The sequence below is a fragment of the Staphylococcus sp. KUGN1 genome (assembly GCF_045984185.1).
Lineage (GTDB): Bacteria > Bacillota > Bacilli > Staphylococcales > Staphylococcaceae > Staphylococcus > Staphylococcus warneri_A.
Map to the genome: position 1 here is coordinate 245,363 of NZ_JBJQIL010000002.1, position 26,186 is coordinate 271,548.

The 26,186-nt window shown below is 32.4% G+C and carries 25 protein-coding genes; 12 read left to right on the plus strand and 13 right to left on the minus strand.

The genetic code is table 11. The annotated features are described in order from the left end of the window. Positions 1-70 precede the first annotated feature (70 nt). On the plus strand, positions 71-175 hold the full coding sequence (locus ACJQQZ_RS07655) for a putative metal homeostasis protein (RefSeq protein ID WP_100066962.1): 105 nt from the start codon (positions 71-73) through the stop codon (positions 173-175). 157 nt (positions 176-332) lie between these two features. Here ACJQQZ_RS07655 and ACJQQZ_RS07660 read toward each other — a convergent pair whose 3' ends face one another. Beyond that, entirely contained in the window at positions 333-1,019 is a 687-nt protein-coding gene (locus ACJQQZ_RS07660) for a 2,3-diphosphoglycerate-dependent phosphoglycerate mutase (RefSeq protein ID WP_145505613.1), read from the minus strand. A 383-nt stretch (positions 1,020-1,402) separates the two neighbouring features. On the opposite strand from ACJQQZ_RS07660, the gene ACJQQZ_RS07665 reads away from it, so the two are divergent. After that, a complete protein-coding gene (locus ACJQQZ_RS07665) occupies positions 1,403-1,783 on the plus strand; it encodes an aggregation-promoting factor C-terminal-like domain-containing protein (protein ID WP_049424572.1) in 381 nt (126 codons plus the stop codon). Between the two features lie 69 nt (positions 1,784-1,852). Here the strand turns inward: ACJQQZ_RS07665 and ACJQQZ_RS07670 are convergent, their stop codons facing one another. From ACJQQZ_RS07670 to ACJQQZ_RS07680, 3 genes are all read right to left on the minus strand, one after another. Next, on the minus strand, positions 1,853-2,755 hold the full coding sequence (locus ACJQQZ_RS07670) for a cation diffusion facilitator family transporter (RefSeq protein ID WP_002450357.1): 903 nt from the start codon (positions 2,753-2,755) through the stop codon (positions 1,853-1,855). 282 nt (positions 2,756-3,037) lie between these two features. Then, on the minus strand, positions 3,038-3,418 hold the full coding sequence (locus ACJQQZ_RS07675; protein WP_049424575.1) for a GtrA family protein: 381 nt from the start codon (positions 3,416-3,418) through the stop codon (positions 3,038-3,040). A 2-nt stretch (positions 3,419-3,420) separates the two neighbouring features. Then, positions 3,421-4,932 carry a hypothetical protein gene (locus tag ACJQQZ_RS07680; protein WP_002450359.1) on the minus strand — a complete coding sequence of 504 codons (1,512 nt, stop codon included), beginning with the start codon at positions 4,930-4,932 and terminating at the stop codon, positions 3,421-3,423. Positions 4,933-5,121: 189 nt separating this feature from the next. On the opposite strand from ACJQQZ_RS07680, the gene ACJQQZ_RS07685 reads away from it, so the two are divergent. From ACJQQZ_RS07685 to tcaB, 3 genes are all read left to right on the plus strand, one after another. Beyond that, complete coding sequence (locus ACJQQZ_RS07685) at positions 5,122-6,270, plus strand: glycerate kinase (protein ID WP_002450360.1); 1,149 nt, start codon at positions 5,122-5,124, stop codon at positions 6,268-6,270. A gap of 33 nt (positions 6,271-6,303) precedes the next feature. After that, positions 6,304-6,990 carry a hypothetical protein gene (locus ACJQQZ_RS07690; protein ID WP_145505615.1) on the plus strand — a complete coding sequence of 229 codons (687 nt, stop codon included), beginning with the start codon at positions 6,304-6,306 and terminating at the stop codon, positions 6,988-6,990. Positions 6,991-7,238: 248 nt separating this feature from the next. Further along, complete coding sequence (gene tcaB / locus ACJQQZ_RS07695; protein WP_002450362.1) at positions 7,239-8,444, plus strand: putative multidrug effflux MFS transporter TcaB; 1,206 nt, start codon at positions 7,239-7,241, stop codon at positions 8,442-8,444. 66 nt (positions 8,445-8,510) lie between these two features. Here the strand turns inward: tcaB and ACJQQZ_RS07700 are convergent, their stop codons facing one another. Continuing rightward, complete coding sequence (locus ACJQQZ_RS07700; protein WP_002450363.1) at positions 8,511-8,990, minus strand: GyrI-like domain-containing protein; 480 nt, start codon at positions 8,988-8,990, stop codon at positions 8,511-8,513. Positions 8,991-9,155: 165 nt separating this feature from the next. Here ACJQQZ_RS07700 and ACJQQZ_RS07705 point away from each other — a divergent pair, with 165 nt between their 5' ends. Next, positions 9,156-9,770: a C39 family peptidase gene (locus ACJQQZ_RS07705; protein WP_002450364.1), complete on the plus strand. Its 615-nt coding sequence runs from the start codon at positions 9,156-9,158 to the stop codon at positions 9,768-9,770. A gap of 54 nt (positions 9,771-9,824) precedes the next feature. On the opposite strand, the gene ACJQQZ_RS07710 is transcribed toward ACJQQZ_RS07705, so the two are convergent. Beyond that, positions 9,825-10,634, minus strand: a complete 810-nt coding sequence (locus ACJQQZ_RS07710; protein WP_002450365.1) for a metallophosphoesterase — start codon at positions 10,632-10,634, stop codon at positions 9,825-9,827. A 355-nt stretch (positions 10,635-10,989) separates the two neighbouring features. Here ACJQQZ_RS07710 and ACJQQZ_RS07715 point away from each other — a divergent pair, with 355 nt between their 5' ends. Further along, a complete protein-coding gene (locus ACJQQZ_RS07715) occupies positions 10,990-12,393 on the plus strand; it encodes an amino acid permease (protein ID WP_002450366.1) in 1,404 nt (467 codons plus the stop codon). 30 nt (positions 12,394-12,423) lie between these two features. Beyond that, positions 12,424-14,505, plus strand: coding sequence for a cation:proton antiporter (locus tag ACJQQZ_RS07720; RefSeq protein WP_408023111.1), 2,082 nt, complete (start codon positions 12,424-12,426; stop codon positions 14,503-14,505). A 96-nt stretch (positions 14,506-14,601) separates the two neighbouring features. Here the strand turns inward: ACJQQZ_RS07720 and ACJQQZ_RS07725 are convergent, their stop codons facing one another. Then, complete coding sequence (locus tag ACJQQZ_RS07725) at positions 14,602-16,431, minus strand: APC family permease (RefSeq protein WP_002450368.1); 1,830 nt, start codon at positions 16,429-16,431, stop codon at positions 14,602-14,604. Positions 16,432-16,685: 254 nt separating this feature from the next. Between ACJQQZ_RS07725 and ACJQQZ_RS07730 the strand changes: the two genes are divergently transcribed. Together ACJQQZ_RS07730 and yidC are read left to right on the plus strand one after the other, a co-directional pair. Then, positions 16,686-18,194 carry a serine hydrolase domain-containing protein gene (locus tag ACJQQZ_RS07730; protein ID WP_145505621.1) on the plus strand — a complete coding sequence of 503 codons (1,509 nt, stop codon included), beginning with the start codon at positions 16,686-16,688 and terminating at the stop codon, positions 18,192-18,194. Between the two features lie 139 nt (positions 18,195-18,333). Beyond that, on the plus strand, positions 18,334-19,146 hold the full coding sequence (yidC, locus tag ACJQQZ_RS07735; protein ID WP_002450370.1) for a membrane protein insertase YidC: 813 nt from the start codon (positions 18,334-18,336) through the stop codon (positions 19,144-19,146). Positions 19,147-19,209: 63 nt separating this feature from the next. On the opposite strand, the gene ACJQQZ_RS07740 is transcribed toward yidC, so the two are convergent. From ACJQQZ_RS07740 to ACJQQZ_RS07760, 5 genes are all read right to left on the minus strand, one after another. Continuing rightward, positions 19,210-20,061, minus strand: coding sequence for an NAD-dependent epimerase/dehydratase family protein (locus ACJQQZ_RS07740; RefSeq protein WP_002450371.1), 852 nt, complete (start codon positions 20,059-20,061; stop codon positions 19,210-19,212). A 37-nt stretch (positions 20,062-20,098) separates the two neighbouring features. Then, the gene (locus tag ACJQQZ_RS07745) at positions 20,099-20,572 is read right to left on the minus strand and encodes a DUF1440 domain-containing protein (protein ID WP_145505627.1); all 474 of its coding nucleotides are present in this window, start codon (positions 20,570-20,572) and stop codon (positions 20,099-20,101) included. A 58-nt stretch (positions 20,573-20,630) separates the two neighbouring features. Continuing rightward, positions 20,631-21,080 (minus strand): GNAT family N-acetyltransferase, encoded by a 450-nt coding sequence (locus ACJQQZ_RS07750; protein WP_107532696.1) that lies wholly within the window; start codon positions 21,078-21,080, stop codon positions 20,631-20,633. 106 nt (positions 21,081-21,186) lie between these two features. After that, positions 21,187-22,119 carry a 2-dehydropantoate 2-reductase gene (locus tag ACJQQZ_RS07755; protein WP_145505630.1) on the minus strand — a complete coding sequence of 311 codons (933 nt, stop codon included), beginning with the start codon at positions 22,117-22,119 and terminating at the stop codon, positions 21,187-21,189. Between the two features lie 154 nt (positions 22,120-22,273). Beyond that, positions 22,274-23,677, minus strand: coding sequence for an MFS transporter (locus ACJQQZ_RS07760; RefSeq protein ID WP_002450375.1), 1,404 nt, complete (start codon positions 23,675-23,677; stop codon positions 22,274-22,276). Positions 23,678-24,278: 601 nt separating this feature from the next. Here ACJQQZ_RS07760 and lrgA point away from each other — a divergent pair. Next, the gene (lrgA, locus tag ACJQQZ_RS07765; protein WP_002450376.1) at positions 24,279-24,725 is read left to right on the plus strand and encodes an antiholin-like murein hydrolase modulator LrgA; all 447 of its coding nucleotides are present in this window, start codon (positions 24,279-24,281) and stop codon (positions 24,723-24,725) included. A gap of 2 nt (positions 24,726-24,727) precedes the next feature. Beyond that, a complete protein-coding gene (gene lrgB, locus ACJQQZ_RS07770; RefSeq protein WP_002450377.1) occupies positions 24,728-25,432 on the plus strand; it encodes an antiholin-like protein LrgB in 705 nt (234 codons plus the stop codon). A 62-nt stretch (positions 25,433-25,494) separates the two neighbouring features. On the opposite strand, the gene ACJQQZ_RS07775 is transcribed toward lrgB, so the two are convergent. Then, positions 25,495-26,184, minus strand: a complete 690-nt coding sequence (locus ACJQQZ_RS07775) for an ABC transporter permease (RefSeq protein WP_002450378.1) — start codon at positions 26,182-26,184, stop codon at positions 25,495-25,497. Positions 26,185-26,186 lie beyond the last annotated feature (2 nt).

Consider the following 26,186-nt stretch of genomic DNA (forward strand, 5'->3'; position numbering starts at 1 on the left):
ATCGTAATAATTACTATTTACATTTTAGAATCTTTACGCCATAATATAAACAGATAAAGGAGGTCATATTATGAAAACAGATGTACAAACTGCACGCCGTAATTTGCACAGTCCCAATATTAAAACAAGAAAACGTGCTTTAAAAATTATCAAACAACATAAAAGAGCAAAGTAATACTTTCCTATTTCTATATATACATTTACAAGAGATATGATACTTTCATTTGATGCAAATCATCATATTGCTAGACATCATTAATCCACATTAATATTACTCCACAAAAAGGTCACCTATTGATGCAACCATCAACAAGTGACCTTTTATTTTTTGATTATAAATAGTATTTGTCTTTAACTTCTAATTCATCTGTTAATTCATAGACTAATGGCGCCCCTGTTTTAATTTCATAACCGATAATATCTTCATCTGATACATTTTCTAAGTACTTAATTAATGCTCGGATTGAATTACCATGTGCTGAAACTAATACCGTTTTATCATCTAATAAATGTTGAGGAATTTGGTCAGTCCAAATTGGAACTACACGTTCTAATGTATCTTTCAAGCTTTCAGAGTATGGCATCATTCGATGATCTAAATGACGATATCTTCTATTTTTCAAATATTCATTACGTTGTTCTTCACTTTCTGCAGGTGGTTGAATATCGTAAGAACGGCGCCATTGATGAACTTGTTCTTCACCAAATTGTTGTCTTGCATCATCTTTATTTAATCCTTGCAACGCACCATAGTGACGTTCATTTAAGCGCCAGCTTTTATATACTGGTATCCATTGTTGTTTTGATTGTGCTAAGATATACTGCGTTGTTTCCAATGCGCGTGTTAATAATGAAGTAAAGGCAACATCTATTTCTAACTGATTTTCTAATACTTTCTTACCTGCTGCAGTTGCTTCTTCAATACCTTGCTCAGATAAGTTAACATCTGCCCATCCTGTAAATAAATTTTTCGCATTCCATTCACTTTGACCGTGACGACATAAAATTAATTTTGGCATCATTTAACACCTTCCTATTTATATAACAAACTATCTTGAAGGATAGTTGATATGTATATTCAAATAAAAACTCGTTTAATAAATCGATTTATTAAATTTATATCTTCATTATAGAACTACCATATAGAATTTCAATCATTTACATTTGCTCTTATGTTGTAATTTTTTGACATATTTTTATTTTTATTGCAATGAATGTATTCTCACTAACATGTGTGTCATCATCTTTTTATTTTCATGTAACCTACGCAATCAATTGAGATGTTATAGTATGCAATACATCTTTAGAACATCATCCGTTTTAACAATACATTCAGACTCATATCCTTGGGAGATATCACTTTAAGTCGAATGATTTACACTAACTAAAGGAGTTAACTATAATGAAAAAATCTATTTTAGCAATTATCGCTACAATTTCTATAGGTGCTACAGGCATGGAAGCACATCAAGCTCATGCAGCTGAAAACAACCAATCATCACAACAAAATTATTCAGAAAGTAATGAATCTACAAATAGTGTTTATCAAGAATTCATAGATGCAGGCGGTACTAAAGCATTGTGGGATAGCATTGTTATGCCAGAATCAGGTGGTAATCCTAATGCATCAAATGGACAATATCATGGTTTAGGTCAAACGAACCAATCTTGGGGTTATGGTTCCGTTGAAAACCAAACTAAAGGTATGATTAATTATGCCAAAGAACGTTACGGCTCAATTGATAAAGCTATTTCATTCAGAGAAGCTAACGGCTATTGGTAAGATGTAAATATTAAAAAAGCGTCGAATAGAATCTTTATCGATTCTATTCGACGCTTTTACTATATTATTCTATTGATTTGATTGATGTATTTCATTTTCAATAGCTTCATCTATTTTCGGTTCAGGATGTACATATACAGATGATATTCCCTTCTCGTGAAGATGTGATTCAACTTTATCACAAATTAAATGTGCTTCATTAATAGATAAATTAGGTTCAACTACAATGGTCACATCTAAAAAGATACTACTGCCATGATAACGTCCTTTAATACTTCGAACGTCAAGCACGTCATCCACTTCTAAAATATCATTTCGATATTCTTCTAAATCCTTCTCATTAAAACCATCACTTAATGTAAAGATGGATTCTTTAAATATTCCAAAGCCTGTGTAAATGATTAATAAACCTAGTATTGTCGCTAAAACAATATCAATAATAGGAAATCCGATTTGTGTAAATACCAAACCTACTGCAGTACCGATACTAACTAAGCTATCTGACAGGTTATCTTTAGCTGCAGATTTTAAAGAACTACTATTTGTTTTTTTGGCTAATCTATGATTAATGACATAAACACCAAGCATTATGAGACCACTAATAATACTAACTAGAATAGTAACAGGACTTGGCACATGTTTATCATGGGTTAATAATCGAGGTGCATTTTCAATGACAACTTGTATACCCACAAACATAATAATAAATGATACTAATAATGTTGAGATATTTTCAGACTTTAAATGACCATACGGATGATTTTTATCTGCTGGTTTAATAGAAATTTTCAGCCCAACAATCACAGCAATAGAAACCACAATATCCGTCATATTGTTCAATGCATCCGCTCTAACTGCTGCCGAATTATATATGAATCCTGTCACGTATTTAGCTACTGAAAGGATGACATAAACAACTAAACTTAAATATGCCCCACGTTGTGCGATTTTCAAATTTTCATTTTGAGACATGACAATAGACCACCTTGATTTCCTTTAGTAATCATAGTATGAATCATAAAAAATGTTTTTACAACGTTTTTTAATTTCTATATTTTTTATATAATTAAGCTAATTATTTTTTTAGATTTGCCTAAAAAATAACCTGCTTATCGCTAAGAATAAAAGTACTTTTGCAATTCAATTCTTCATATTATATTTGAACATATGAAAAAGTCTCGCAAACGATCATCACTGTTCATCTGCGAGATTACAATATTATACCTGCTTTATATAATGAAGATGACTCAAACGTCAATCTTTTAAAATCCATTTTGACAATATGAATGTGACCGGTATTGTAATGATCAAGCCAGCGAAAGGTGCAATTTCTGAAGGTATATTTAACCACTGCACAAATACGTATAACAATACGGTCTGCATTCCCATATTAACAACTTGTGTTAAAGGGAAACTAATAAATTTACGTAGTGTAGGTTTCACTTTATAAACAAAGTAACAATTCAAATAGTAAGAAATAATAAAGCTAACTAAAAAGCCAGTAATATGACTAACTAAATAATTTACATTTAAAAGTTTTAGTAAAAGTAAATACACCACATAATAATTAAATGTATTCACCCCACCTACGATAATAAATTTAATTATCTCATAGTGTGTTTGAGTCAATTTCATACTTAATCTCCTTCAAGTTTTGCCATGTTTGAACCATACGGTACAATTTTTAATTTAATATTCTGTGGTATATCATAATATATTTTAAATAAATTGTGTTGTATATCATCGCTAGGTGTTACTTTATTAAGCATATTTTCAAATGGTAACTTCTCCAGTACAACCACATGTTTAATATGTTGTGTATCTAATTGATGTTCAATCGAATGTAACCGTTGTATATGAGTAAAATATATCATACCAAAGGTTACTATGAATATCATAGATAATCCTAATGCTAGCGTTCTTAATCCAATAAGTATTGATTTCATATTTACACTGCATTGAGTCATTAATAATAGTAAATACAATACCCATAACACATAATTAGTATAGAAGTTACCTGGCGTTATTGGAGATACTAATAACAATGGCACTGTGACTAATAATATAGATCCAAGTGTATAATAACCTAACATTCTCACCAACTGTGTTTTAAAAATCACATAAGTTGCGATAAACAACGCAATGTAGAACCATCCACAAATCATAAAATTTAATAAAGCGACACTTAGTGATCCTTTTAATTTATAAAATTGAAGAAAATCATATATAAAGAATTTATAGAAAGGCAAAATAGCGATACTAATGACTAAAACCACTTTCCAACGTAATATCCAATGGTTGAAAAAGGCATTTTTAAACAATAAATAAATCATTATCAATGCAATCAAGGTTAATATTAAATATTGATTAAAGAAAATATATTCCGGTAATTCCTTAAATATTGTATGTAATATCTTATGTTTCAAACCTTGATTATCTGAGAAGCGTAAATATTCGTTCCCACCTCTATATATACTAATATATATTGGATTGATAAACATGAGCATACCACCTATTAAGCTCAGCATAAAGCCCATAATTAAATAATAATTGATATGTCGATGTTTAATGCAAAAGATGACATTCCCAATAATCAAAATTAGCATATTATAAAGTGTTAAATTCTCAACAAATAATTGACCTAACAGTGTGGATATTAAAAATAAACTTAACCACGTAGCATTAAGTTCTTCCCATTTGTATATTGATACTACAACTACAAATAATATTAATATCGATAACATTGTACTAGGCACATTACTAAAGAAACCTGCGAAGTTACCATATGTATCTCTATAAATGATTCTTGGCATCATTAATATGAGAATAAACGCAATGACGATATAAATTCTACGTTGATATTTGCCTGTCATCATTGTTAATAAATAAATCATGCCCAAAGATACACCAGCATAGATTAGATATCGTAACACACTCATTTTCATTGCTATTAACTCTAATAAGTTATCTAAATATCTACCATTTGTGTATTCAATCAACCCTTTATATACCGTTAAATTATGTGCGATTGCCCATTTGAAATCATTAACTGCTAAAGGCGTTAGAATACTAATTAATAAATAAAAAAGAAAAATGAAGGTACACCATACGTAGAATTCATTAAATTTAAAGTTGATCTTGTTGTTCATGTCTAAGTTGTTCACCTTACCTATATAAATATTACGCTATATTATTATACTATTATAAAATATATTTTCCATAATTAATGTTGTATCTTTCATCCTTGATGAATATGCCACTGAAAATGTTTTGCCTTTTGTTTTCAAGTCGTCTCTTTTACAATAAAGATAATCAAATCGATGAGGAAGTGTCGACCAATGAAAATAGTCATCGCACCAGATTCATTTAAAGAAAGCATGTCAGCTCGAGAAGCAGCAGAAGCGATACAAGAAGGATTTTCCAAAATATTACCCTCAACTGTTGAATATGATTTAATTCCTATGGCTGATGGTGGCGAAGGTACAACTGAAGCCTTAATGGAGGCATTAAATGCTAAGACAATAGCTACAACCGTAAAAGATCCGCTATACCGAGACATTACCGCAAAATATGCTTACGCATCATCTCAAAAGATAGCAATAATAGAAATGGCCGCTGCATCTGGTCTTGATTTATTAACTAAGGAAGAACGAAATCCGTTGAAAACCACTACTTTCGGCACTGGCCAACTTATTAATCATGCTTTAGAGCTAGGTGCCCAAAAAATTATACTTGGTATTGGCGGTAGTGCTACGAATGATGGCGGTGTAGGCATGTTACAAGCATTAGGCGTAAAGTTTTTAGATAGCAATGGTCACTCTATTGAACCTGGTGGATTACATCTACTTGATATACAAACTATTGATACCACTCAGTTAAATTCAAAATTTAAAAACATCGATATGAGCGTAGCTTGTGATGTGACTAATCCATTATTAGGAGATAATGGTGCAACCATGATATATGGCCCACAAAAAGGCGCCACAGCAAAGATGATACCAAAGTTGGATACCGCGCTTTGCCATTATCATGATAAGATAAAATTACAACTAGATAAAGATGTTAAAGATATACCTGGTGCTGGCGCAGCTGGTGGCATGGGCACCGCTTTATTAGCTTTCTTAGATGCCCAGTTATCTAAAGGTATTGATGTCGTTTTAGAAGAAACACATTTCCAATCTAGAATTATAGATGCAGATTTAGTCATAACAGGTGAAGGCAAATTAGATTCCCAAACGATTTACGGTAAAACGCCAATTGGTGTTGCACAAGTAGCTAAACAATTCAACTTACCTGTCATAGCCATAGGTGGTAGTTTGGGTGAACAATACGAAACGGTTTATGATTATGGTATAGATAGCGTGTTTAGTATCATGAATCAACCTACAGATTTGCAATATGCACTAGATAATGGTCCTACCCTTTTAAGCCAAACTGCACACAATATTGCCCGTTTACTAAGATTAAACATGTCTTTTGATTCATAAATAGGCTAACCCAATAATGATGAGGTGAATGAAATGAAGAGAACGGATAAGTATAAAGAATCATATCGTTACGATAATCAATATCAAAATCATCGTAGTCAAAGTGAAGAACGTGAATATAGAAATCAAAGCCAATATCGCGATCAAAATGAATTTAACGATCCAGAGCAACACCCTGAACGCTATTACAATGGTAGAGATTATAGAAGAGAGCAAGAATTACAAGAAGAAAACCAAAAAACACGTAAATCTAAAAAATGGCTAATCGCTATTATCGTTATATTATTAATTATCGTAGCTATTTTCGTAACAAGAGCAGTGTTAAATCATATTAATAACAAAGTAAATAACGACCCTAACGTCTCTCAAAACTATAAAAAAGAAGTCGAAAATCAAAACGACGATATTAATAAACAAGTGGATACAGCTAAAAACGAAATTAAACAAAATAAAAATAGTCAAACTCAAATTAATCAATTGCAACAACAAATCAATAACTTAAAACAAAAAGAAGAAACTAATGCAGATTCAAAACTTACTCAATTTTATCAAGACCAAATCGATAAATTAAAAAATGCAAATAACGAACAACAAAACAATGAGAACCAAAACAAAGTAGATAGCATGCTACAAGATATTAATACTAAATTTGATAGTATTAAATCTAAAATTGATGAACTCATTAATGGTTCCGGTAACTCTAATAATCAACAACAATAGTAATCAACTACATTACATTACTTTTATTTTTCATATGCATTCTCTAAGTTGGGCTCTATGCCTCTCTTATGGGAATGCTTTTTATTTATTAAAATCACTTATTTCATGAAGTAATTTTAATAGTAATAATGCCATTTTTCTTCTAAGATAGTACTTTATGCAAATACATAAAAATTTAAATTACTACATACAAATATGGTCAAAACATATATAATTTGTTCTATAACTTCTTTAAAAGGAGAATGATTATGCAAAATACAAGTGCCAAGCACTTCCCTTTCATATTAATTATCATTTTCGGTGTAATGACCACTTTTGGTCCTTTATCGATTGATATGTATTCACCATCGTTACCGGATGTGCAACATGCATTTAGTTCAACTACATCTGAAATTCAATTAACTATTTCCTTTGCAATGATTGGCTTAGCACTTGGACAATTTTTCTTTGGTCCTTTATCTGATGCATTTGGTCGAAAAAAAATTGCTTTAACGATTCTAGTGATATACATGCTTGCATCCTTGATTGCAGTATTTACGACGGATTTATACTTCTTTCTATTTTTAAGATTGATTCAAGGTTTAACTGCAGGTGGGTCAATTGTTATCGCAAAAGCATCTATTGGTGATAAATTTAGCGGTGACGAAATGGCTAAGTTTTTAACTTCTCTAATGGTAGTCAATGGAATCATTACGATTATAGCGCCATTACTCGGTGGATTTGCTTTAACCATATCTACTTGGAGAAGCATCTTTGTCATTTTGACAATAATTACAATCATCGTCATTATCGGTGTATTGATGAAAATGCCATCAACAAATCACGCCGATCGAACAACATTAAACTATGGACGTATATTTAAAGATTTTGGTCAGTTGTTGAAGAAACCGTCATTTGTGATTCCAATGTTGTTACAAGGATTAACTTATGTCATGCTATTTAGTTATTCAGCTGCGTCACCTTTTATAACACAAAAAATTTATAGCTTATCACCACAGCAATTTAGTGTGATTTTAGCAGTCAATGGAATCGGCTTAATTCTAATAAGCCAAATCGTAGCATTATTAGTGGAAAAGTTGAGTAGATATACATTATTAATCTATTTAACACTAATCCAAATCATTGGGGTACTATTGATTATTTTAACGTTAACAATGCATTGGCCTATTTGGATGTTAATCATCGCCTTCTTCTTAAATATAAGCCCGGTTACGTCTATCGGACCGTTAGGCTTTGCACTCGCTATGGAAGAACGAACTGGTGGTAGTGGCAATGCTTCAAGTTTATTGGGCTTATTCCAATTTATTTTAGGCGGTGTGATTTCACCATTAGTTGGTCTTAAAGGACAGTTTGACGCTTCACCATACCTAGTTATCATTTCAATAACGGCCATACTATTAGTCATATTACAAGTCATTTATTTCAAACTTAATCCAACTAAATATCGTTCATAACATATAAAACGCAAGTGAGATGATGACAGGCTATTCAGTCTGAAAGCATCTAACACTTGCGCTTTTTTATGATTTATTTTGTTCTATGGGTAACCAAATTTCAGTAATATAATTGTCGTCTTGCGTATCGCCTTCAGGATACAATTCGAAAAACGGTGCACGCTTTAACTGAATATTCTCAGTTGGAATCAATTCCTGATGAATTTGACGCATCGCTTGTCTAATGGATTGAGGTACTTTCCCTTTCGCATTGACCACAAGATAATCATTATCCTCTAGTTGATACGTTTCTAAACCGTCGTTTGGATTAGTCTCACAAGACACCCCAATCATATAATTCATTTTGCCATCTTGCTGTGGTAAACAGAGGCCAAGCAATCCATTAAGTGCTAGGTCACTTTTTTCTGCAAGTCTACAGTCTAATCCCATAGACGTCACATCTTCCCAAAAATCGGGAATATTACTTTGAGCATGACCGCCACTTTTAAATTGGCGTGTCACGCCAATAATATGTGTCGCTTTCATACTTTTAATTTGATAATCCATCTTTGACTCCCCTTAAAAATTTCTACTCCCATTTATTTATAACCTATCTTGGGATTGAATAACACTAAAATGATTATTTCTAAACATATCATTATCCAAAAAATGGTGCACGGTATATAATATTGAATATTATTTAAAGTGTATTTAAGTCGAAGGAGATTAACGATGAACCAAACTATTTTACCTGTTAAACCGATGAGTCAGTTATTTCCAATACCAATGATTATGGGCTGTGAAGGCGTATCAGCGTCTATGATGCTTCACTATAATGAACAACCTGTTAAAGCTACAGACATTATGAAAAATTGGCCCACCCACCCAAACAATCCATATAAAGGTTATGTTGGTCATCATTTACTTGTTAAATTTGGCTATCACCAAACCATTTTCCCAGAAGCCTATGTTCCGTTTTTACAAAAATACAACTCACATATCATTGACGGCACAGGTACTAGCTTGGCTGAATTAGAAAAGATCATTGATAAACAACAACCTATTGTGATTTATCATACGAGTTTAGGTGCTCGACCAATGCGTCGTAGCTTCAAATTTGATGGTCGTAAAATTCGTCTTGTTTCGAATATCCATGTCACATTACTAATTGGCTATGATGATCAACACTATTATTATATAGACCCACTATGGAGTCATATAAAGAAAGGTATTATTTTCCCAGCTATCTTCCTTAATCAAAAACAAATCATTAAAATTAAGAAATCTAAAATGGAACGCAGTTTTAATGCCCCAGGGCGCATGTGTTTATACGTTAATCCTGAATAACTGATATCAAAAATTATCGCTAACACTCGCTATTATTATGAGTGTTAGCGATTTTTAAATTGTAAAGTCCATAAGTGCATGGTTTATTTCCTGAGAAATATTATCTGTACGCCATTGTCTTTGATATCCTAGACATGGGCATAGATAGTGTACACTTTTCTCCGTCAAAGTTTTTCTGAAATGAACGTGACCCATAATACTGTATTGAATGTTATAGCTATCATATATATAATTGAAATCTTTGGTTCCAATATAAGCATTAAAGAAATCAAAAATACGATGTGGTGTTGGCACTACGAAAGCTGGATGCGTAACAATATGTGTGACTAAAATCATCTTGCGTGTTCCAACTCGTTCTATATCCGCTTCCACTTGTTGCGCCGCTTGTAACGATAGTGCCTTATCTGTCATATCACAATCCATTCTCACTTTATCTTGCCATGTTGCACCATAATGTTTACCTCGTTCTAATTTTTCTAATGAAAATTTGCCATTAGCAAAGGCGTAATCATACCATCCTGTGTGCCCCACAATAGCCCATTCATCGTCAATAATATAAGGTTGTTTAATCAAACATGCATCTTGTTGTGTATAAATGTCGAAAATTTCTTGTGAACTTTTATCTGTACCATCAGACCATAAATCATGATTCCCAGGTACAAATAATATAGGTATATTTAACTTTTCTTTTAAGTCATTGATAAATTGAATCACTTGTCGATAATCATTTGAAATGTCACCCGCAATGACGAGTAATTCTATCTCTCTTTTGATTACCACATCAACTAAAGTATCCAAATAATGTTGTGCATTTAATTTGGGATGTCGATCGATATGTAAATCAGAAATCGCCCCTATTTTCATTTTACATTCCTTCTTCACGTATCATTTATCATTGCTAATCATTATTACACATCTCTTTTTCAATTCAAAAAATTATGATTGATAATCATTATCACCATATCATTTCAAAAATTATTCTTTTATCTTTATAATAGTTATGTTTTCGAAATTAATTACTATTGAAAGCACCCCTATTTAACAGAATTATGTGATTATTCAAAAAAGTCATAAGTAATATTTATCATACAAAGCCTAATAAATGTATTTACTTATATTTTGAAAATTAATTGCTTTATTACAACTATTTCTATAGTATTAATAAAAAGAAAACGCTTTCACAAAAAATGTTTATTTTGCTTTCCTGAGGAGGAAGATTATGGCAAGACAACTACATAGAGAGTTGAATAACAGACATATCCAATTAATTGCAATTGGGGGTGCAATTGGTACGGGGCTATTCTTAGGTTCTGGACAGACGATTTCACTTACAGGACCTTCACTGTTATTCACATATATGATTATCGGAATGATACTTTTTGCTTTTATGCGTGCTTTAGGGGAATTATTATTAAGTAATACGAAATTCAATTCATTTGTTGATATAGCCAATGAATACATCGGACCTTTTGGCGGTTTCGTGATAGGTTGGACATATTGGATTTGTTGGATTGTTTCAAGTATGTCTGACTTAACAGCAATGGGACAATATTTCGCTTTTTGGTATCCACAAGTCCCACACTGGTTAACAGTGTTATTCATTGTATTAATTTTAATTTCGTTTAACTTACTAGGTGCAAGACTATTTGGAGAGTTAGAGTTTTGGTTCTCAATTATTAAAGTAGTCACAATTGTTGCGATGGTTATTGTAGGTTTAGTATTGATATTCTTTTCTTTTAAAACACATTACGGGCATGCATCATTTACTAACCTCGTTAAACATGGTGGTATGTTCCCACATGGTGCATTTGGGTTCTTAATGTCATTCCAAATTGCTGTGTACTCATTCATAGGTATAGAATTAATTGGGGTTACAGCTGGGGAAACAAAAGATCCTCAGAAAACGATTCCTAAAGCAATTAATAATGTGCCTATTCGTATTTTATTATTCTATATTGGTGGGCTACTCGTTATCATGTCTGTCATTCCATGGAATGGTATAGATCCTGATAGCAGTCCATTCGTGAAGTTGTTTACATTGATTGGTATCCCATTTGCCGCTGGTATCGTTAACTTCGTGGTATTAACAGCTGCTGCTTCTGCGACAAATAGTGGGATTTATTCAAACAGTCGTATTTTATTCGGCTTATCTAAACAAGGTCTAGGGCCAAAAGTGTTAAGTAAAACTAATTCAAATGGTGTCCCTTACCTATCAATGTTTGTGTCATCATTTACTTTATTAGTTGCAGCATTACTTAACTTTATCTTTCCGGATGCCATTCAATTATTTATATATGTCACTACGCTATCTACAGTATTGTTCTTAGTTGTATGGGCAATGATTATTGTGTCTTATATCATTTATGTTAAAAAGAATCCTCAAGAACATAAAGATAATAAGTTTAAATTGATTGGAGGACAAGCTACAGCATACGTTGTATTAGCATTCTTTGCATTTGTATTCATATTATTATTCTTTAGTGATGATACTAGAGCCGCTATCTTTATTTCACCATTCTGGTTCATCTTCTTATACTTCTATTATAAAAAGTATAAAAATAATGCTAAAGACCTAGCTGATAAACAACGTTTATCTGATCAAAAACACGTAGAAAACACATAATAATTATATTATTATAAGGTATAATCGAACTTGTCGATTATACATAATCGATTCCCTAAAATCCCTACAGCTTTTATACAAATCGCGCTAGGTGTAGCTATATTCACCTTACCGATTCCCATACATTTTGATTTCGATTCTGAGGTCTTCATGATGGCAGTCATTGCACCTTTACTATTCGTCGAAGGTACGCATGTTTCAAGGACCAAATTACTTGAATATAAAAAACCAATTATTCTAATGGCTATGGCTTTAGTATTTACTACTGTTATTGGTGTAGGTTTCTTTATTCACTGGATCTGGCCTGATTTACCAATGCCAGCTGCCTTTGCTATTGCAGCAATTCTATGCCCAACAGATGCTGTTGCAATATCTGCAATCACAAAAGGGAAGATTTTACCTAAAGGATCCATGTCCATTCTTGAAGGTGAATCCCTTTTAAATGATGCTGCCGGTATTATTTCATTTAAAATTGCCGTTACAGCTTTAGTTACAGGTGCATTTTCAGCTGTAAATGCGATAGAGCAATTTATCGTATCTACGATTATTGGTATTTTAATTGGAATTATTGTAGGCTCAGTTGTTGTCAGATTACGTATTTATCTGACTGCTAATAAAGGTATGAAAGATAATAATACGTTAACTTTCATTCAATTACTCACTCCATTTGCTGTTTACTTTATTGCAGAGTTGTTCCATGCATCTGGCATTATCGCAGTAGTTGTTGCAGGTCTTATTCATGGTTGGGAGCGCGACCGACTCATTCGTGCACAGACTGAACTTCAAATGAGCTTCTCACAAATTTGGAATACGTTGAGTTATGCCTTAAACGGATTCGTATTCGTAGTATTAGGGTTCATCGTTCCTGAAGTGGTCATCCAAATCATCAAAGTGGAACCAGATAATATTAAATTCTTAATATTAATTAGTTTGCTCATTGCATTAGCTATTTATGTTGTTCGATTTATCTGGGTGTTCTTATTATACAAAGATTTCTATTATCCAAATCACTTACAACGTTATTTGGAAGACACGGATATTGCAGAAGAACAGCCACCAAGTCGTATACGTTATGCATTTATTATGACTATGTGTGGTATACACGGAACGATTTCTTTATCAATGGCTTTAACATTGCCAACGATTATCAATAATCACCAAACCTTCGAGTATCGTAATGATTTATTATTTATAGCTTCATTGATGGTACTCATCAGTTTAATATTGGCACAAGTGGTATTACCTTTTATTACTGAATCTGAACAATTAACAGATGACGAAGGTATGACCTATCAATCAGCAAAAATTTTCATTATGCAAGCAGTTATAACTCGTCTTAAAGAACTATCTGAAAAGAATAAAGACATTGATTATAGACCTGTTTTGACACAATATTACGGGGAAATGTCATTCTTAATTAATGCAGAGCCAGATAATCAAAATACTAAAGAATTACATCGTTTAGCAGAAATTGCTGAAGAAGAAGAAACAGCTACATTAGAAAGACTTATCAATAAAGGTAAGATCAATTCGCAAGAGTTGAATAACTATAGAAATGTTAAAGAACTTACTAATTCGTATAAAGAAGCTTCATTTGTAAAGAAAATTTCCCGCTTCTTTAGAATGTTCTACCTTCGTTTCAAAGCAAGAAAGAATTTACGCAAACAAGAGTATGATCGATTTAAAAAGGAACATGCTTATAAAGATCATGTATCAACTAGCAAATCAAACCAAACTGAAGAAGCACAACTTGACCGTGCAGAAATGTTAAAAGTTTATCAAAATGATTTGAAAAAGGTGCAACAAATTTTACGTATCATTAATCACCACATTATTTTACGTATGCAAAAAGAGCAGAATCCTTCAAACGTATTAGAAGTAAGTTTAGTCATTGATCAATATCACAACTTATCTCGTGCCTTACGTAACCGACGTAAAGGTAATAGAAATAAAGATAAATCAAATCAAAATGCTAAAGAATTAACAACTGAAGCGCAGCAAAATATCCACCTTCAAGCCATTTACGCTGAACGTGAATATTTAGATGCTTTAATTAAACGTAATCAACTATCGCCTAAAGTAGCAAGTCAATTACGTGAAAATATCAACTAAAATGAAATTGTATTTGCAGAAAAATATTAGTTATATACCTTAAACTAAAAAGCCGTCACACTCATCTATCTTTAATGAGTGCGACGGCTTTTCAATTTATTTTTTAAGTTTAAATGGAATAGTACATAGTATCACGTTCTTTTGATAAATTAAATGCATTTTTAATCGTAAACTTGTTTGGTTGTGTAATAAATGATGCCAAGGCTTCTTAGGAATAAATTCTGGAACAACCACCGTGATTAAATAATTTTGATCTTCGGCTTTGCGATGAATTTTATCAATAAATCGTGATATCGGTCTGATAATACTTCTATATTCTGAATGTAAAATAATGAGTCTTACATCAGGAAAGTGTTGCTTCCATTTTTCTTGGAATCCTTTTTCGTCTTCATCACCAAATGATACGTGCACTGCAATCACGTCATTATTCGCTAACATCTGTGCATAATAAATTGATTTATCAACGACAGTCGTAATACTCATAATCGGTACAATAGCTAAACTACGATCTACTACTGGTACGTCATGCACGTCTAAATCAGAACGTAATTGCTCTGCAACATTACGATAATGAATTTTAATTCTTACAAATACAGATACAAAGAATGGTAAGAATAATAAAATTGGCCAAACATGACTGAATTTAGTAATCAAGAATATCATAAATACCACAAATGTAATCGTACCACCTAATGTATTTACTGCTAATTTAGCCTGCCAACCTTTTGGTCGTTCTCTATACCATTTTAATACCATACCAAATTGCGCTAAAGTAAATGGAATGAAAACACCTACTGCATATAATGGTATTAAATTTTCAGTTTTACCTTTAAACAAGATAATTAATATAATCGCAAAAATACCTAACACAAGAATTGAGTTAGAATAACCTAATCTGTCACCTCTAACCGTAAACATTCTAGGCATGTATTTATCTTTAGACATAGATGCCGCTAACATTGGAAATGCTGTAAAACCAGTATTTGCTGCTAATACTAATATCAATACTGTTGTAGCTTGTACAAAATAGAATGCAACGTTGTCACCAAAGATTTGTGTTGCTAACTGTGATAGAACCGTAGTCTCAGTCTGTGGCATAATGCCATATACATAAGCCAATCCTACAATACCTACTAATAGAAATGCTAAAATACTACCCATTGTGACTAACGTTTTTACTGCATTTTTAGGTGCCGGGTCTTTAAAGTTAGTCACCGCATTGGATATAGCCTCTACCCCTGTTAAAGAAGAAGCCCCTGAAGAAAATGCTTTTAATAGTAAAAAGAGTGTCACACCGTGTACTGCTGTCCCTACTGAAGATTGCATATGTGGTTGAATGTCACCAGTTGCAACACGCCATGTTCCCACTACAATTAATGCAACCAATCCAATGATGAATAAGTACACTGGATAAGATAACACAGTTGCCGATTCAGTTAGACCTCTTAAATTTAATATCAAAATGACTAATACTAATAAGCATGCTATGAGTACTTTGTAATCATATAAATTTGGAAATGCAGCTACAAACGCATCTGCACCGGAGGATATACTAACTGCAACGGTTAAAATATAATCGACCAATAACGAACCACCAGCAAGAAGTCCCCACTTCTCTCCTAAGTTCGTTTTCGATACCATATATGCCCCGCCCCCTTTAGGGTAAGCATATATCACTTGGCGATATGATAATATAAGTGCAGCTAATAAAATCAGAACGCCTGCAGCAATAGGTAATGTATACCAAGACGCAACTGCACCTACAACAGATAATGTAATTAATATCTGTTCTGGACCATAAGCTACTGAGGATAATGCATCTGAAGATAAAATTGCTAACGCTTTAAATTTAGTAATTTTTTCGTTTTTCAAGTCCCTATTCTTTTTGGGACGCCCAATTAAAAGTCTTTTAATTTGATTAAACATAACACTACTACCTCTTTGTATGTTGATGGATAAACTATACTCCCAACATTCAAAATTGTATATATTAACACCATATCTTTTCACTAACTAATCACTCTTTTAGAGTATTATAACACTTTTTATTCATTTCTCTTTCTAATCATTTATTATTCATAAAATAAATCCTTTAATTCGCTAAAATATTTCGAAAACTGCTATAATAAATTACACACAATTAACAACGACACATTATTAAATATTAGAGGATTAGAATCATGAAAAAGAAACCATTTATTATCACTATCATAATGGTAATTGCCATACTCATTACTGTGATCATTACGAAACATTTTTGGGCATATAATAAAAATGAAACATTACTCACTCAATCTTCACAGAATTATATCGACACAATCGTGAAATCAGATATGAAATCTGGCGATATACCTGGCGCTTCGATATTAATCATAAAAGATAACAAAGTCTTTTTAAATAAAGGTTATGGTTATGCAAATGTCGAGAAGAAAATTAAAGCAAAGCCTACAACAAGATACGAAATTGCATCAAATACTAAAGCATTTACAGGATATGCCATTTTAGAATTAGCTAAAAATGGCAAACTAAGCCTTAATGATCATATATCTAAATACATTCCAGGCTTTTACATGAAATATGATGATAAAAAACAAGATATCACGATTAAACAATTACTTGGTCAGAAAAGTGTTATACCCGCAGATATTACAAGCGAGGATCAAACTGAAGTATACGGCGACTCTATTAAAAATTTAGTCCAAAGTATCAAAGGCAAGGAACTGAATCATAAACCTGGAGACACATTTGAATATTCCAATATGAATTACGATATATTAGGTCTCATTATCCAAAACGTATCTAAAGAATCTTATAACACGTATATCAAAGATCATATTTTAGAGCCACTAGATATGGAACACACAACATTTAAAAAGACCAACTCTAAAAATAATCACGAAGCCGTTGGTTATGAACAATCAGGTGGCGCAATTAAAAAAAGTGCACCTTCATTTAATATTGGAGATACACCTTCAGCCTTTTTAATGTCTAATACGAGAGATTTAGAGCACTGGGTTAAAATGCAATTAGCACCATCATCTAAAACAAAAGATATTGTTAAAGCATCTCAAAAAACAATTAATGAATCACAGGGTGAAGATGATGCTAATGGTTATGCTGCTGGATGGTTTACTAATGCTCACGCAGATTATATATATCATACAGGAACACTTGATAACTATTCCTCTGTTATATTGCTCAATCCGAAGAAATCTTATGGTATCGTCGTATTAGCAAATATGAATTCTAATAAAGTGACGCAACTCGCAGACCATTTAAATGCTCAAGTCATGAACCACAAACACTATACGACAATCGAGACCAAAATTGATCAAGCTCACAATATAAACGTGATTATCTCTATCATTTCTATGATAGGCGTTGTTATCAGTCTCTACTTTATCTTACGTCGCTTATTTGCCATCAAACACGGTAAATATAAGGTACAAAGAAGCAAAGATTCACTATATGCCTTTATTTTGGTCATGGTAGCATTTGTTTTAATTAGTGTCGCTATGTATTTATTACCATACTTCGTCTTAGGCAATAATAGTTGGTCATTTGTAATGACCTGGTTACCATCACATGCTAAATGGGCTTTATTTAGCTTTTATAGTTGTATCATCTTAATTACCATATTACTTGTAATCATCATTTTAAGTCAGAAACGCACACGTCATTCTAACTAACGGTTACGTTAAAAAAATAAACAGTTAAGAATAAGTGTCATAACTATGTACTAAGTTTGTTATATTAGATTAAAATTGTATGTGATGATTGATTTCATACCTTAAAACAAAGATATTTCATATGAAAAGGAAGTCAATAATGGCCAAACGAATTTCTCTATTACTAATCACTGTTTTATGTTTATCAGGATGTGATTATTCAAAATCTGATAATCGTACAGGATTATTTTATAATACATTTGTGCAACCTATGGATCGGTTATTACATTTATTTGGCCGATTGTTTAATGATAACTACGGATTAGCTATAATAGCTATTGTCTTAATTGTACGTTTTATTTTATTACCATTTATGCTTATTCAAGTAAAAAATATGCATATTATGCGCGAAAAAACGAAAGTCGTTCAACCACAAATTGATAAAATTAGAGAGAAGATTAAAGAAGCAGATTCTCAAGAGGAACGAAACGCAGCAAATCAACTATTGATGAATAAATATAAGCAATATGGTATCAATCCATTTAAAAATATCATCGGTTGTTTACCTGTCATCATACAAATACCTATCCTTATGGGTTTATATATGAGTTTAAAATATCCAAGTAGTGATGGTATTACAAAATATCCACGTTTTTTATGGTTTAATTTAACCGAACCGAATATTATGATGACGCTAATAGCAGCACTCATGTATTTTATTCAACCTTTAGTGAATTCAATTCATTATCCTAAAGATGAACGTAAAACGTATTATGTCATGATGATTTTATCACCTATCTTCATCACTTATGCATCTTTACATTCCGCTTCAGCTTTAGGCCTTTATTGGTCGGTTAGCGCCGCATTTCTAATCATCCAAATGCATTTTGCACATCGACACTATGCCAAAGTTGGCCGATCAGAAGCCCAACAACTAAGACAATCACTAGAGCAACATAAAGAACAACGTTAAAACTCATTCATAGTAAAAAGCACGACTTAAACCATTAGGCTAAGTCGTGCTTTTTCATATACGCTATTTAATTGGGTTCATACCATCTTTCCAAGTTGAATAAATTAATTGACCACCTTGTGCTTTGAACTTATCGTTAGTAATACCACGTTCAAATGGTTGTGCAGGTTGAATATTTATTTCTGGATCAACATTTAATTGTTGTTTATACCATTCTGCAAAATCTGAACCTTTAACAGGCTCGTCATCTGCTACATTATAAATACCATTATCAAAGTTTAAAGCTTGAATTGACGTTTCGACTGCATCATCTAGATGTATAAATGATGTAACGCCATCTGATAATGTAACCTTACCGTCTACAAATTGATTGTAAATCATACCATCTTTGCCGTACCAAGTACCAGGTCCGTATAACCAACCAAATCTTAATACAACATATTCATCCATACGAGATGTTTCTTCTTCAAGTCCAATAACACCATCAACCGTTACTTTACGGTCACCACTTGAATCTAAATCTAATGGTGTTTCTTCTGTAGCAAGGCCTTCCCCTGCTTCGTACATAAAGCCAATACTTTGTGCGATGACTTTTTTAACATTGTATTTTTGAGCTGCATCGATTAAGTTTTTAGAACCTTCGACACGTACTTTAGTATTTGCTGCCATATCTACATTTTTTAAATCTGTAATTTGATTAATAATGATTTCTGGTTGGAAATCTGCAATAGCTGCTTCAATCGTATCGTATTTTAAAATATCTCCGATATATGCTTTTACATTAGCTGATTCTAATTTATTTTTACCATTTTCAGATGTTGTAAAGCCAGCTACATCGTGACCTTCTTCTAATAATCTTTTTGTTAATTTGGTGCCGATTAAACCAGTTGCACCAGTTACAAATATTTTACTCATTATCTCACCTTTTCTCTATTTATATATGGGGAATTATTTACTTGCTAGACGAGTGTACAAAATCTATCGTATTCATCCAAATAATATGCCCAAGTAATTCTGAAAATCTTTCTTCTTTAGGTAAATCTTCTACTTTAGGTGTTAATGCTAAATGAGGAAGTAAGTATTCATGAAAGGCAATATTTACTAAGACACCAAAAGCACTTCCTCTTAATACTTTTACTTGCGGAAATTTTTCTGCAAGTAGTGCATAACCGAATGCATTTGCTATAGAAAATCCATAATGAACACCCATAATTGTGAGTGGAATCTCATTACCATTATAATGATAACGCGCATGTTTAACATTTTCAGGTAAACCTAATTGATTAAGCATCGTCATTGGTGGTGGTTCTTCATCACGTTCTGGCGTTCTAGGTGGCAATAATGCTTCCCACCCCATTTTAACGGCGCCACCTAAGAAGCCACCAACCAAACCAGTCATAATCACTTTCTTGTATGATACAAACATCTCCTTAAACTTATCTTTCCTTTTATCATTACCCTTTCAAATTAGCATAAGACACATTTTATAAATCCTTTTTGAGTATTTTCATATCTATGAGTAATTTTCCGTTATCATAAATAGGCTGTTCATATTGGCTAATAAAGAAGTTTTGTCTAATATCATAGTCTTTAAATCCTAATCGATAATAAAATTTGAGCGTGCTTTCAGTGTCACTAGTACCAACATACATCGTCATGTTTTGATACTTAGCAAAAAGCCATGTCATTAGGTAAGTACCCAGTCCTTTTCTGCGATATAAAGGATGAACGGCTATGTTCTTCAACTCTACCTCCGTATCAGATAATGTTTCTACTGCTGCTATAGCTAGGGATTGGGATTGATGTTCATCACTTAGTAAATAGACATGACATTGATTAATATATTGTTCTATTGCCTGTTTTTCTGGATCTGCTAATAATAGCAAATTCATATATTGTTTGACGACTGCTTTTTCTAGTTCATTAACAATCATATACTCACCTCAAACATTAGAATGTCGCACGTCATTTTTCAGTTTAAAAAAGCTTATAAGCAATTCGTGGGTTTTGCTTATAAGCTTAATAAAAGGTTTCTTATATTTATTGTGCATCTAATTGTTGTTCTTTAGCATGAATCATATTAGCTACGAAATGATTGACTGGTGCGTCAATATGATGTTCCGCGCCTAAGCGAGCAACCGCACCATTGATATAGTCAATTTCAGTTTTACGATGATTATTAATTAAATCTTGGTACATCGAAGGATAATGTGGACCTACTTTATCATTTAAGTCGATGAGGTACTCAAACACTTCATCTAAATTCAGATGCACATCATCAATCGTTGCTACATGCACAATTTCCTGGGTTATTTTATAAATAAGATTTTTAGCATCATCGCTTTGATTTAATGTTGCTAAATTACACTCTAAAATCGTACATAATGCATTGGCTGTCCCATTCACACAAATTTTCTTCCATATAGATTGATGTAAATCATTACTCAATACACCATTTAGCTCTGCTCGATTCAAAATGTCTACGACTGTTTTTACATTAGCAGTACCATCTGTGACCAATGCACCTACCTCAACCGGTCCACTACCCATTAGATGCGTACAACCAGGACTTTCAATTCCTGCAGTCCATGTTGTCACACCTCTCACAATTTGTGGTAATTCGACATATTGCTCAATCAAACGCTCATGTTTTAGACCATTCATCGTACATACTACGATAGTTGATTGAGTTATATGTGGTTGTATATAATCTAACACCTCTTTAAGTTGCATTGATTTAGGAAATAAAAATACAACATCATATAATACATCTTCAGGTATTTCTCTAGAATCATACATTGGTATTTCTAAATGACAATGTTCACCATTAATATCTATGTGTAATCCATTCGTTTGAATTGCCTTAACATGCGATTCCCAACTGTCTATTAGCGTTACATCATATCCATTTTGGAATAATTTAGCACCAAATCCATTTCCTAATGCACCTGAACCTGCAATAGCTATCTTCATTCCAATCCCTCATTCCTCGGTAAAGTTACCTTTAAAATACTATTTAAGACTAACATCGTCAATGAACATAACTTAATTTTCGTAATTTTCTAACATTTAAAATTAATGCTATAAAAAAGGCCGAAACTTTTTCGTTTCGACCTTTCACTAGTAATTATAAATTTCTTGCTTTCTTTGGAACTAATAATAAAATGGCGAAGAATGCAATGATGGCAATGACCGCGTTTAAGATTACACCCATAAAACCACCCAACTCCATATTCATTTGTGATGCAAACACACCATATATCGTTCCAGAAATAGCGACACCAAATGCATTACCTAAAGATGATGCCATTTTATAAACACCTGAAGCAACACCCACTTTTTCGTCAGGTGCTTGTGCTACAGCTGTATCCGTAGATGGTGTAGCATAGATACCTAAACCAGTACCAAACAATAAATAACCAATAACACTAGATGTAATGTACCAAGGTTCTGGTAAAAACGTTAAAGACAATAATACTAAACCAAGTGCAGTAATACCGCTACCCATTAATAGCGGACGTTTCGGACCAAGTGCTTGTAGTATCTTTTCACCTACACGAATCATAATTAATACTGCTATCAAATAAGTTAATGAAATCATACCTGTTTGTGATTCATTAAAATCTAATTGTTGTTGGTAGTAGGTATTAACAACAATGAGTGTCCCACCTGCAACACCGTTCAACATAAAGTTTGAAACCGTTGCACCACTATATCCTTTATTTGAAAACAAACTAAAATCTACTAAAGGATATTTAATTTTATTTTCATACATAATAAAGCCGATAAGTGAAACAATGAATACCACGATGAGACTTAAAATAATGGGTGAGAATAATCCTAGTTTAGATGTTTGCGTAATAATCACGTTGATACTTAACATACAAATAATCAAGATCATTAAGCCAACAATATCGAATTTCTTTTTCTCACCATTTTCAGTAATAATTGGTTCAGCTTTTGTTTCAGGTGTATGTTTAATTAAATACATTGATAATAATGTTAATACAATAGAAACGATGAAGATGGTTCTCCAACCAAAGTGCGTTGACATTAAGCCACCAAAGAGTGTACAAATACCACTACCACCCCATGATCCAATTGACCAATAACTTAGCGCTCTTTGTCTCGCTGTACCTATATAATATTGATTAATAATGGCTAATGTTGCTGGCATAATACACGCAGCAGACAATCCTTGAAATATTCTTCCAGCAATTAAAAACGGTGTTAATGGTGTGATAATGATTAACAAAGAACCAATAATATTTAATACCAGTCCTATGTATGTGACTTTCACACGACCAAATTTATCTGCAAAGTCACCGGCACCTACAATAAATAATCCTGACATTAAAGCGGTAAGACTGACTGCGATGTTAATCGTCCCGATATCACTTTGATATGTAGATTGCAAAGGTACAACTAAATTCACAAGTGATTGTGCAAATAACCAAAAGGTGATCACACCTAAAATGATACCTAGAAGGAGCCTATTATCTCCTTCAAATTCTCTTGAAGCTTTGTTCATAAAATATCAATTCCTCCTACAAAAAACACTTTCCAACTTTTACTTACTTGGTTTTAAATCGACTGAAAACTACAACCTTTGATTTACTAACAATTGCTATCCTTCTATTTGTCTAAATTTTAATCTGTACTTTTAAATCGATTTAATACTTCTTTACCTTTACCCTTTAATTTCTTTTAATATTTAGAATATTTGTATATATAAATCTATATTTTACACCAATTACTTTTATTTTTCCATAACGTCTTGAACTATACAAATGATAGTATTATCGTTAAAAATAGGTAAGCGTTTTCGATTTGATAATACGAGGATTTGTTAAATTGATAACGATGATCCCTATTAATTATTTTGAAAATTGTCACTGAAATGACGAATTCAATATGCAAAATAATATGAAATATATTGTATAATAACTTGTGAATTACTTCACAAAAGATTCGTTTGAAATTTGCAATTTAAGCTTTATTTATTTTTTTAAAACCTAATAACAAGTCAGTCGCTTTTTTTGTTTTAAATGAGTAAGTGAGTCGTATTTTTGACAAATCCAAACGTTCTTACCAAATCATTTTACACAAATAGAACAGGAGGAATGTATGTTATGGCTAACTCACCTTCTCAAAGTGAACGAGTTCAACATACATCTGGAAGAGTGTATCATTTCTTCCAACAGGCTTTAACACTTGCAGTTATTTTATTTATTTCCAAAATCATTGAAGCAATCATGCCTATCCCAATGCCCGCTTCAGTAATCGGTTTAGTTTTATTATTTATAGCTTTATGTACTGGCATTGTTAAATTGGAACAAGTTGAATCCGTAGGAACTGCTTTAACGAATAACATCAGTTTCTTATTCGTACCAGCTGGGATTTCAGTTATCAATTCATTACCGATTTTAAGTAAAAGTCCAATACTGATTATCTTACTTATTATTATTTCAACTATTTTCTTATTAGTTTGTACTGGTTATGCATCTCAATTACTTGTGACTAAATCACTATTCCCAAGTAAAGAGAAAAATGAAGAAACTAGTCGTATAGGAGGTTAATCATGGCGGACTATTTAGGTATTAATACACCCTATTTCGGTATTTTACTATCATTAATCCCATTTGTTATAGCTACATATTTCTATAAAAAAACAAATGGCTTTTTCTTACTTGCACCTTTATTTGTAAGTATGGTTGTAGGTATTGTTTTCTTAAAATTAACAGGTATTAGCTATCAAAGTTATAAAATCGGTGGCGACATCATATACTTCTTCTTAGAGCCAGCGACAATCAGTTTTGCTATACCTTTATATAAAAAACGTGATGTATTAAAAAAATATTGGTTACAAATATTCGGTGGTATCGCATTAGGTACAGTTGTAGCCTTAATATTAATTTACTTAGTTGCTTCATTATTCCAATTTGGTAATCAAATTGTTGCATCTATGTTACCTCAAGCTGCTACAACAGCGATTGCCTTACCAGTTTCTGAAGGTATCGGTGGTGTCAAAGAGTTAACATCATTAGCTGTTATACTTAATGCTGTAGTTATCTCTGCACTTGGTACTAAAATCGTACAATGGTTTAAAATTACCAATCCAATTGCACGTGGTTTAGCGTTAGGTTCTAGTGGTCATACACTAGGTGTTGCAGCCGCAAAAGATTTAGGTGAAACTGAGGAATCAATGGGTAGTATTGCCGTTGTTATCGTCGGTGTCATCGTCGTCGCAATTGTCCCAATATTAGCACCTATTTTATTAGGTTAAATCATTTAATATAAGATAAGAGGCCTGAACAAAAATCATAGTTCAGACCTCTTTTTTATATTTTATTTGATTTGTTGTGGTTGATGTTCAAATTTCTTTTTATTTTTACGTGTAGGATCTAATCGTTTTTCTAAAAATCTTAAACCTAAATCAATTAAAATGGCTATTAATGCAATAGGGATTGCCCCTGCAAGTATAAAAGTTGTACCGTCTGTTGAATTGGTACCTCGGATGATAATATCACCAAGCGTTGGCGCACCGATAAATGAACCAATTGCCACAATTCCAATTGCTACAACGAGCGCAATACGTATACCACCAATGATGACTGAAAGAGATAGTGGTAATTCAATCATACGTAAAACTTGGTTTCTCGTCATACCCATGCCTTTACCAGCATCTTTAATATTCTCATCTACATCTACAATGCCCGTGTACGTATTCTTAATAATTGGTAATAATGAATATAAGAATACAGTAACAACTACTGTCGTTGGGCCAAGTCCCATCGCTAACATTAAAATGGCTAACATGGCAATAGCTGGAACAGTTTGAATGATATTAGCAATCGTGATGATTGGCCATGCTAATTTTTTATATCGTGCAATGACAATGCCAATCGGTATCCCAATGATACATGCAAAGAGCACACCATATACTGACATAAGTAAATGTTTAAAAAATAATTCCATTAGGTAGCCAAAGTTTAATGAGTAATATTCAATAATAGATTGGAATAAATTACCTTTCATGA

Coding starts and splice junctions, on each gene's coding strand:
- ACJQQZ_RS07745 (WP_145505627.1), bottom strand. CDS start 20,572: ATGTTTGTATCATACAAGAAAGTGATTATGACTGGTTTGGTTGGTGGC.
- ACJQQZ_RS07740 (WP_002450371.1), bottom strand. CDS start 20,061: ATGAGTAAAATATTTGTAACTGGTGCAACTGGTTTAATCGGCACCAAA.
- ACJQQZ_RS07655 (WP_100066962.1), top strand. CDS start 71: ATGAAAACAGATGTACAAACTGCACGCCGTAATTTGCACAGTCCCAAT.
- ACJQQZ_RS07750 (WP_107532696.1), bottom strand. CDS start 21,080: ATGATTGTTAATGAACTAGAAAAAGCAGTCGTCAAACAATATATGAAT.
- ACJQQZ_RS07730 (WP_145505621.1), top strand. CDS start 16,686: ATGAAAAAGAAACCATTTATTATCACTATCATAATGGTAATTGCCATA.
- lrgB (WP_002450377.1), top strand. CDS start 24,728: ATGGCGGACTATTTAGGTATTAATACACCCTATTTCGGTATTTTACTA.
- ACJQQZ_RS07680 (WP_002450359.1), bottom strand. CDS start 4,932: ATGAACAACAAGATCAACTTTAAATTTAATGAATTCTACGTATGGTGT.
- ACJQQZ_RS07660 (WP_145505613.1), bottom strand. CDS start 1,019: ATGCCAAAATTAATTTTATGTCGTCACGGTCAAAGTGAATGGAATGCG.
- ACJQQZ_RS07710 (WP_002450365.1), bottom strand. CDS start 10,634: ATGAAAATAGGGGCGATTTCTGATTTACATATCGATCGACATCCCAAA.
- lrgA (WP_002450376.1), top strand. CDS start 24,279: ATGGCTAACTCACCTTCTCAAAGTGAACGAGTTCAACATACATCTGGA.
- ACJQQZ_RS07760 (WP_002450375.1), bottom strand. CDS start 23,677: ATGAACAAAGCTTCAAGAGAATTTGAAGGAGATAATAGGCTCCTTCTA.
- ACJQQZ_RS07715 (WP_002450366.1), top strand. CDS start 10,990: ATGGCAAGACAACTACATAGAGAGTTGAATAACAGACATATCCAATTA.
- ACJQQZ_RS07685 (WP_002450360.1), top strand. CDS start 5,122: ATGAAAATAGTCATCGCACCAGATTCATTTAAAGAAAGCATGTCAGCT.
- yidC (WP_002450370.1), top strand. CDS start 18,334: ATGGCCAAACGAATTTCTCTATTACTAATCACTGTTTTATGTTTATCA.
- ACJQQZ_RS07690 (WP_145505615.1), top strand. CDS start 6,304: ATGAAGAGAACGGATAAGTATAAAGAATCATATCGTTACGATAATCAA.
- ACJQQZ_RS07725 (WP_002450368.1), bottom strand. CDS start 16,431: ATGTTTAATCAAATTAAAAGACTTTTAATTGGGCGTCCCAAAAAGAAT.
- ACJQQZ_RS07755 (WP_145505630.1), bottom strand. CDS start 22,119: ATGAAGATAGCTATTGCAGGTTCAGGTGCATTAGGAAATGGATTTGGT.
- ACJQQZ_RS07775 (WP_002450378.1), bottom strand. CDS start 26,184: ATGAAAGGTAATTTATTCCAATCTATTATTGAATATTACTCATTAAAC.
- ACJQQZ_RS07700 (WP_002450363.1), bottom strand. CDS start 8,990: ATGGATTATCAAATTAAAAGTATGAAAGCGACACATATTATTGGCGTG.
- ACJQQZ_RS07665 (WP_049424572.1), top strand. CDS start 1,403: ATGAAAAAATCTATTTTAGCAATTATCGCTACAATTTCTATAGGTGCT.
- ACJQQZ_RS07705 (WP_002450364.1), top strand. CDS start 9,156: ATGAACCAAACTATTTTACCTGTTAAACCGATGAGTCAGTTATTTCCA.
- ACJQQZ_RS07675 (WP_049424575.1), bottom strand. CDS start 3,418: ATGAAATTGACTCAAACACACTATGAGATAATTAAATTTATTATCGTA.
- tcaB (WP_002450362.1), top strand. CDS start 7,239: ATGCAAAATACAAGTGCCAAGCACTTCCCTTTCATATTAATTATCATT.
- ACJQQZ_RS07670 (WP_002450357.1), bottom strand. CDS start 2,755: ATGTCTCAAAATGAAAATTTGAAAATCGCACAACGTGGGGCATATTTA.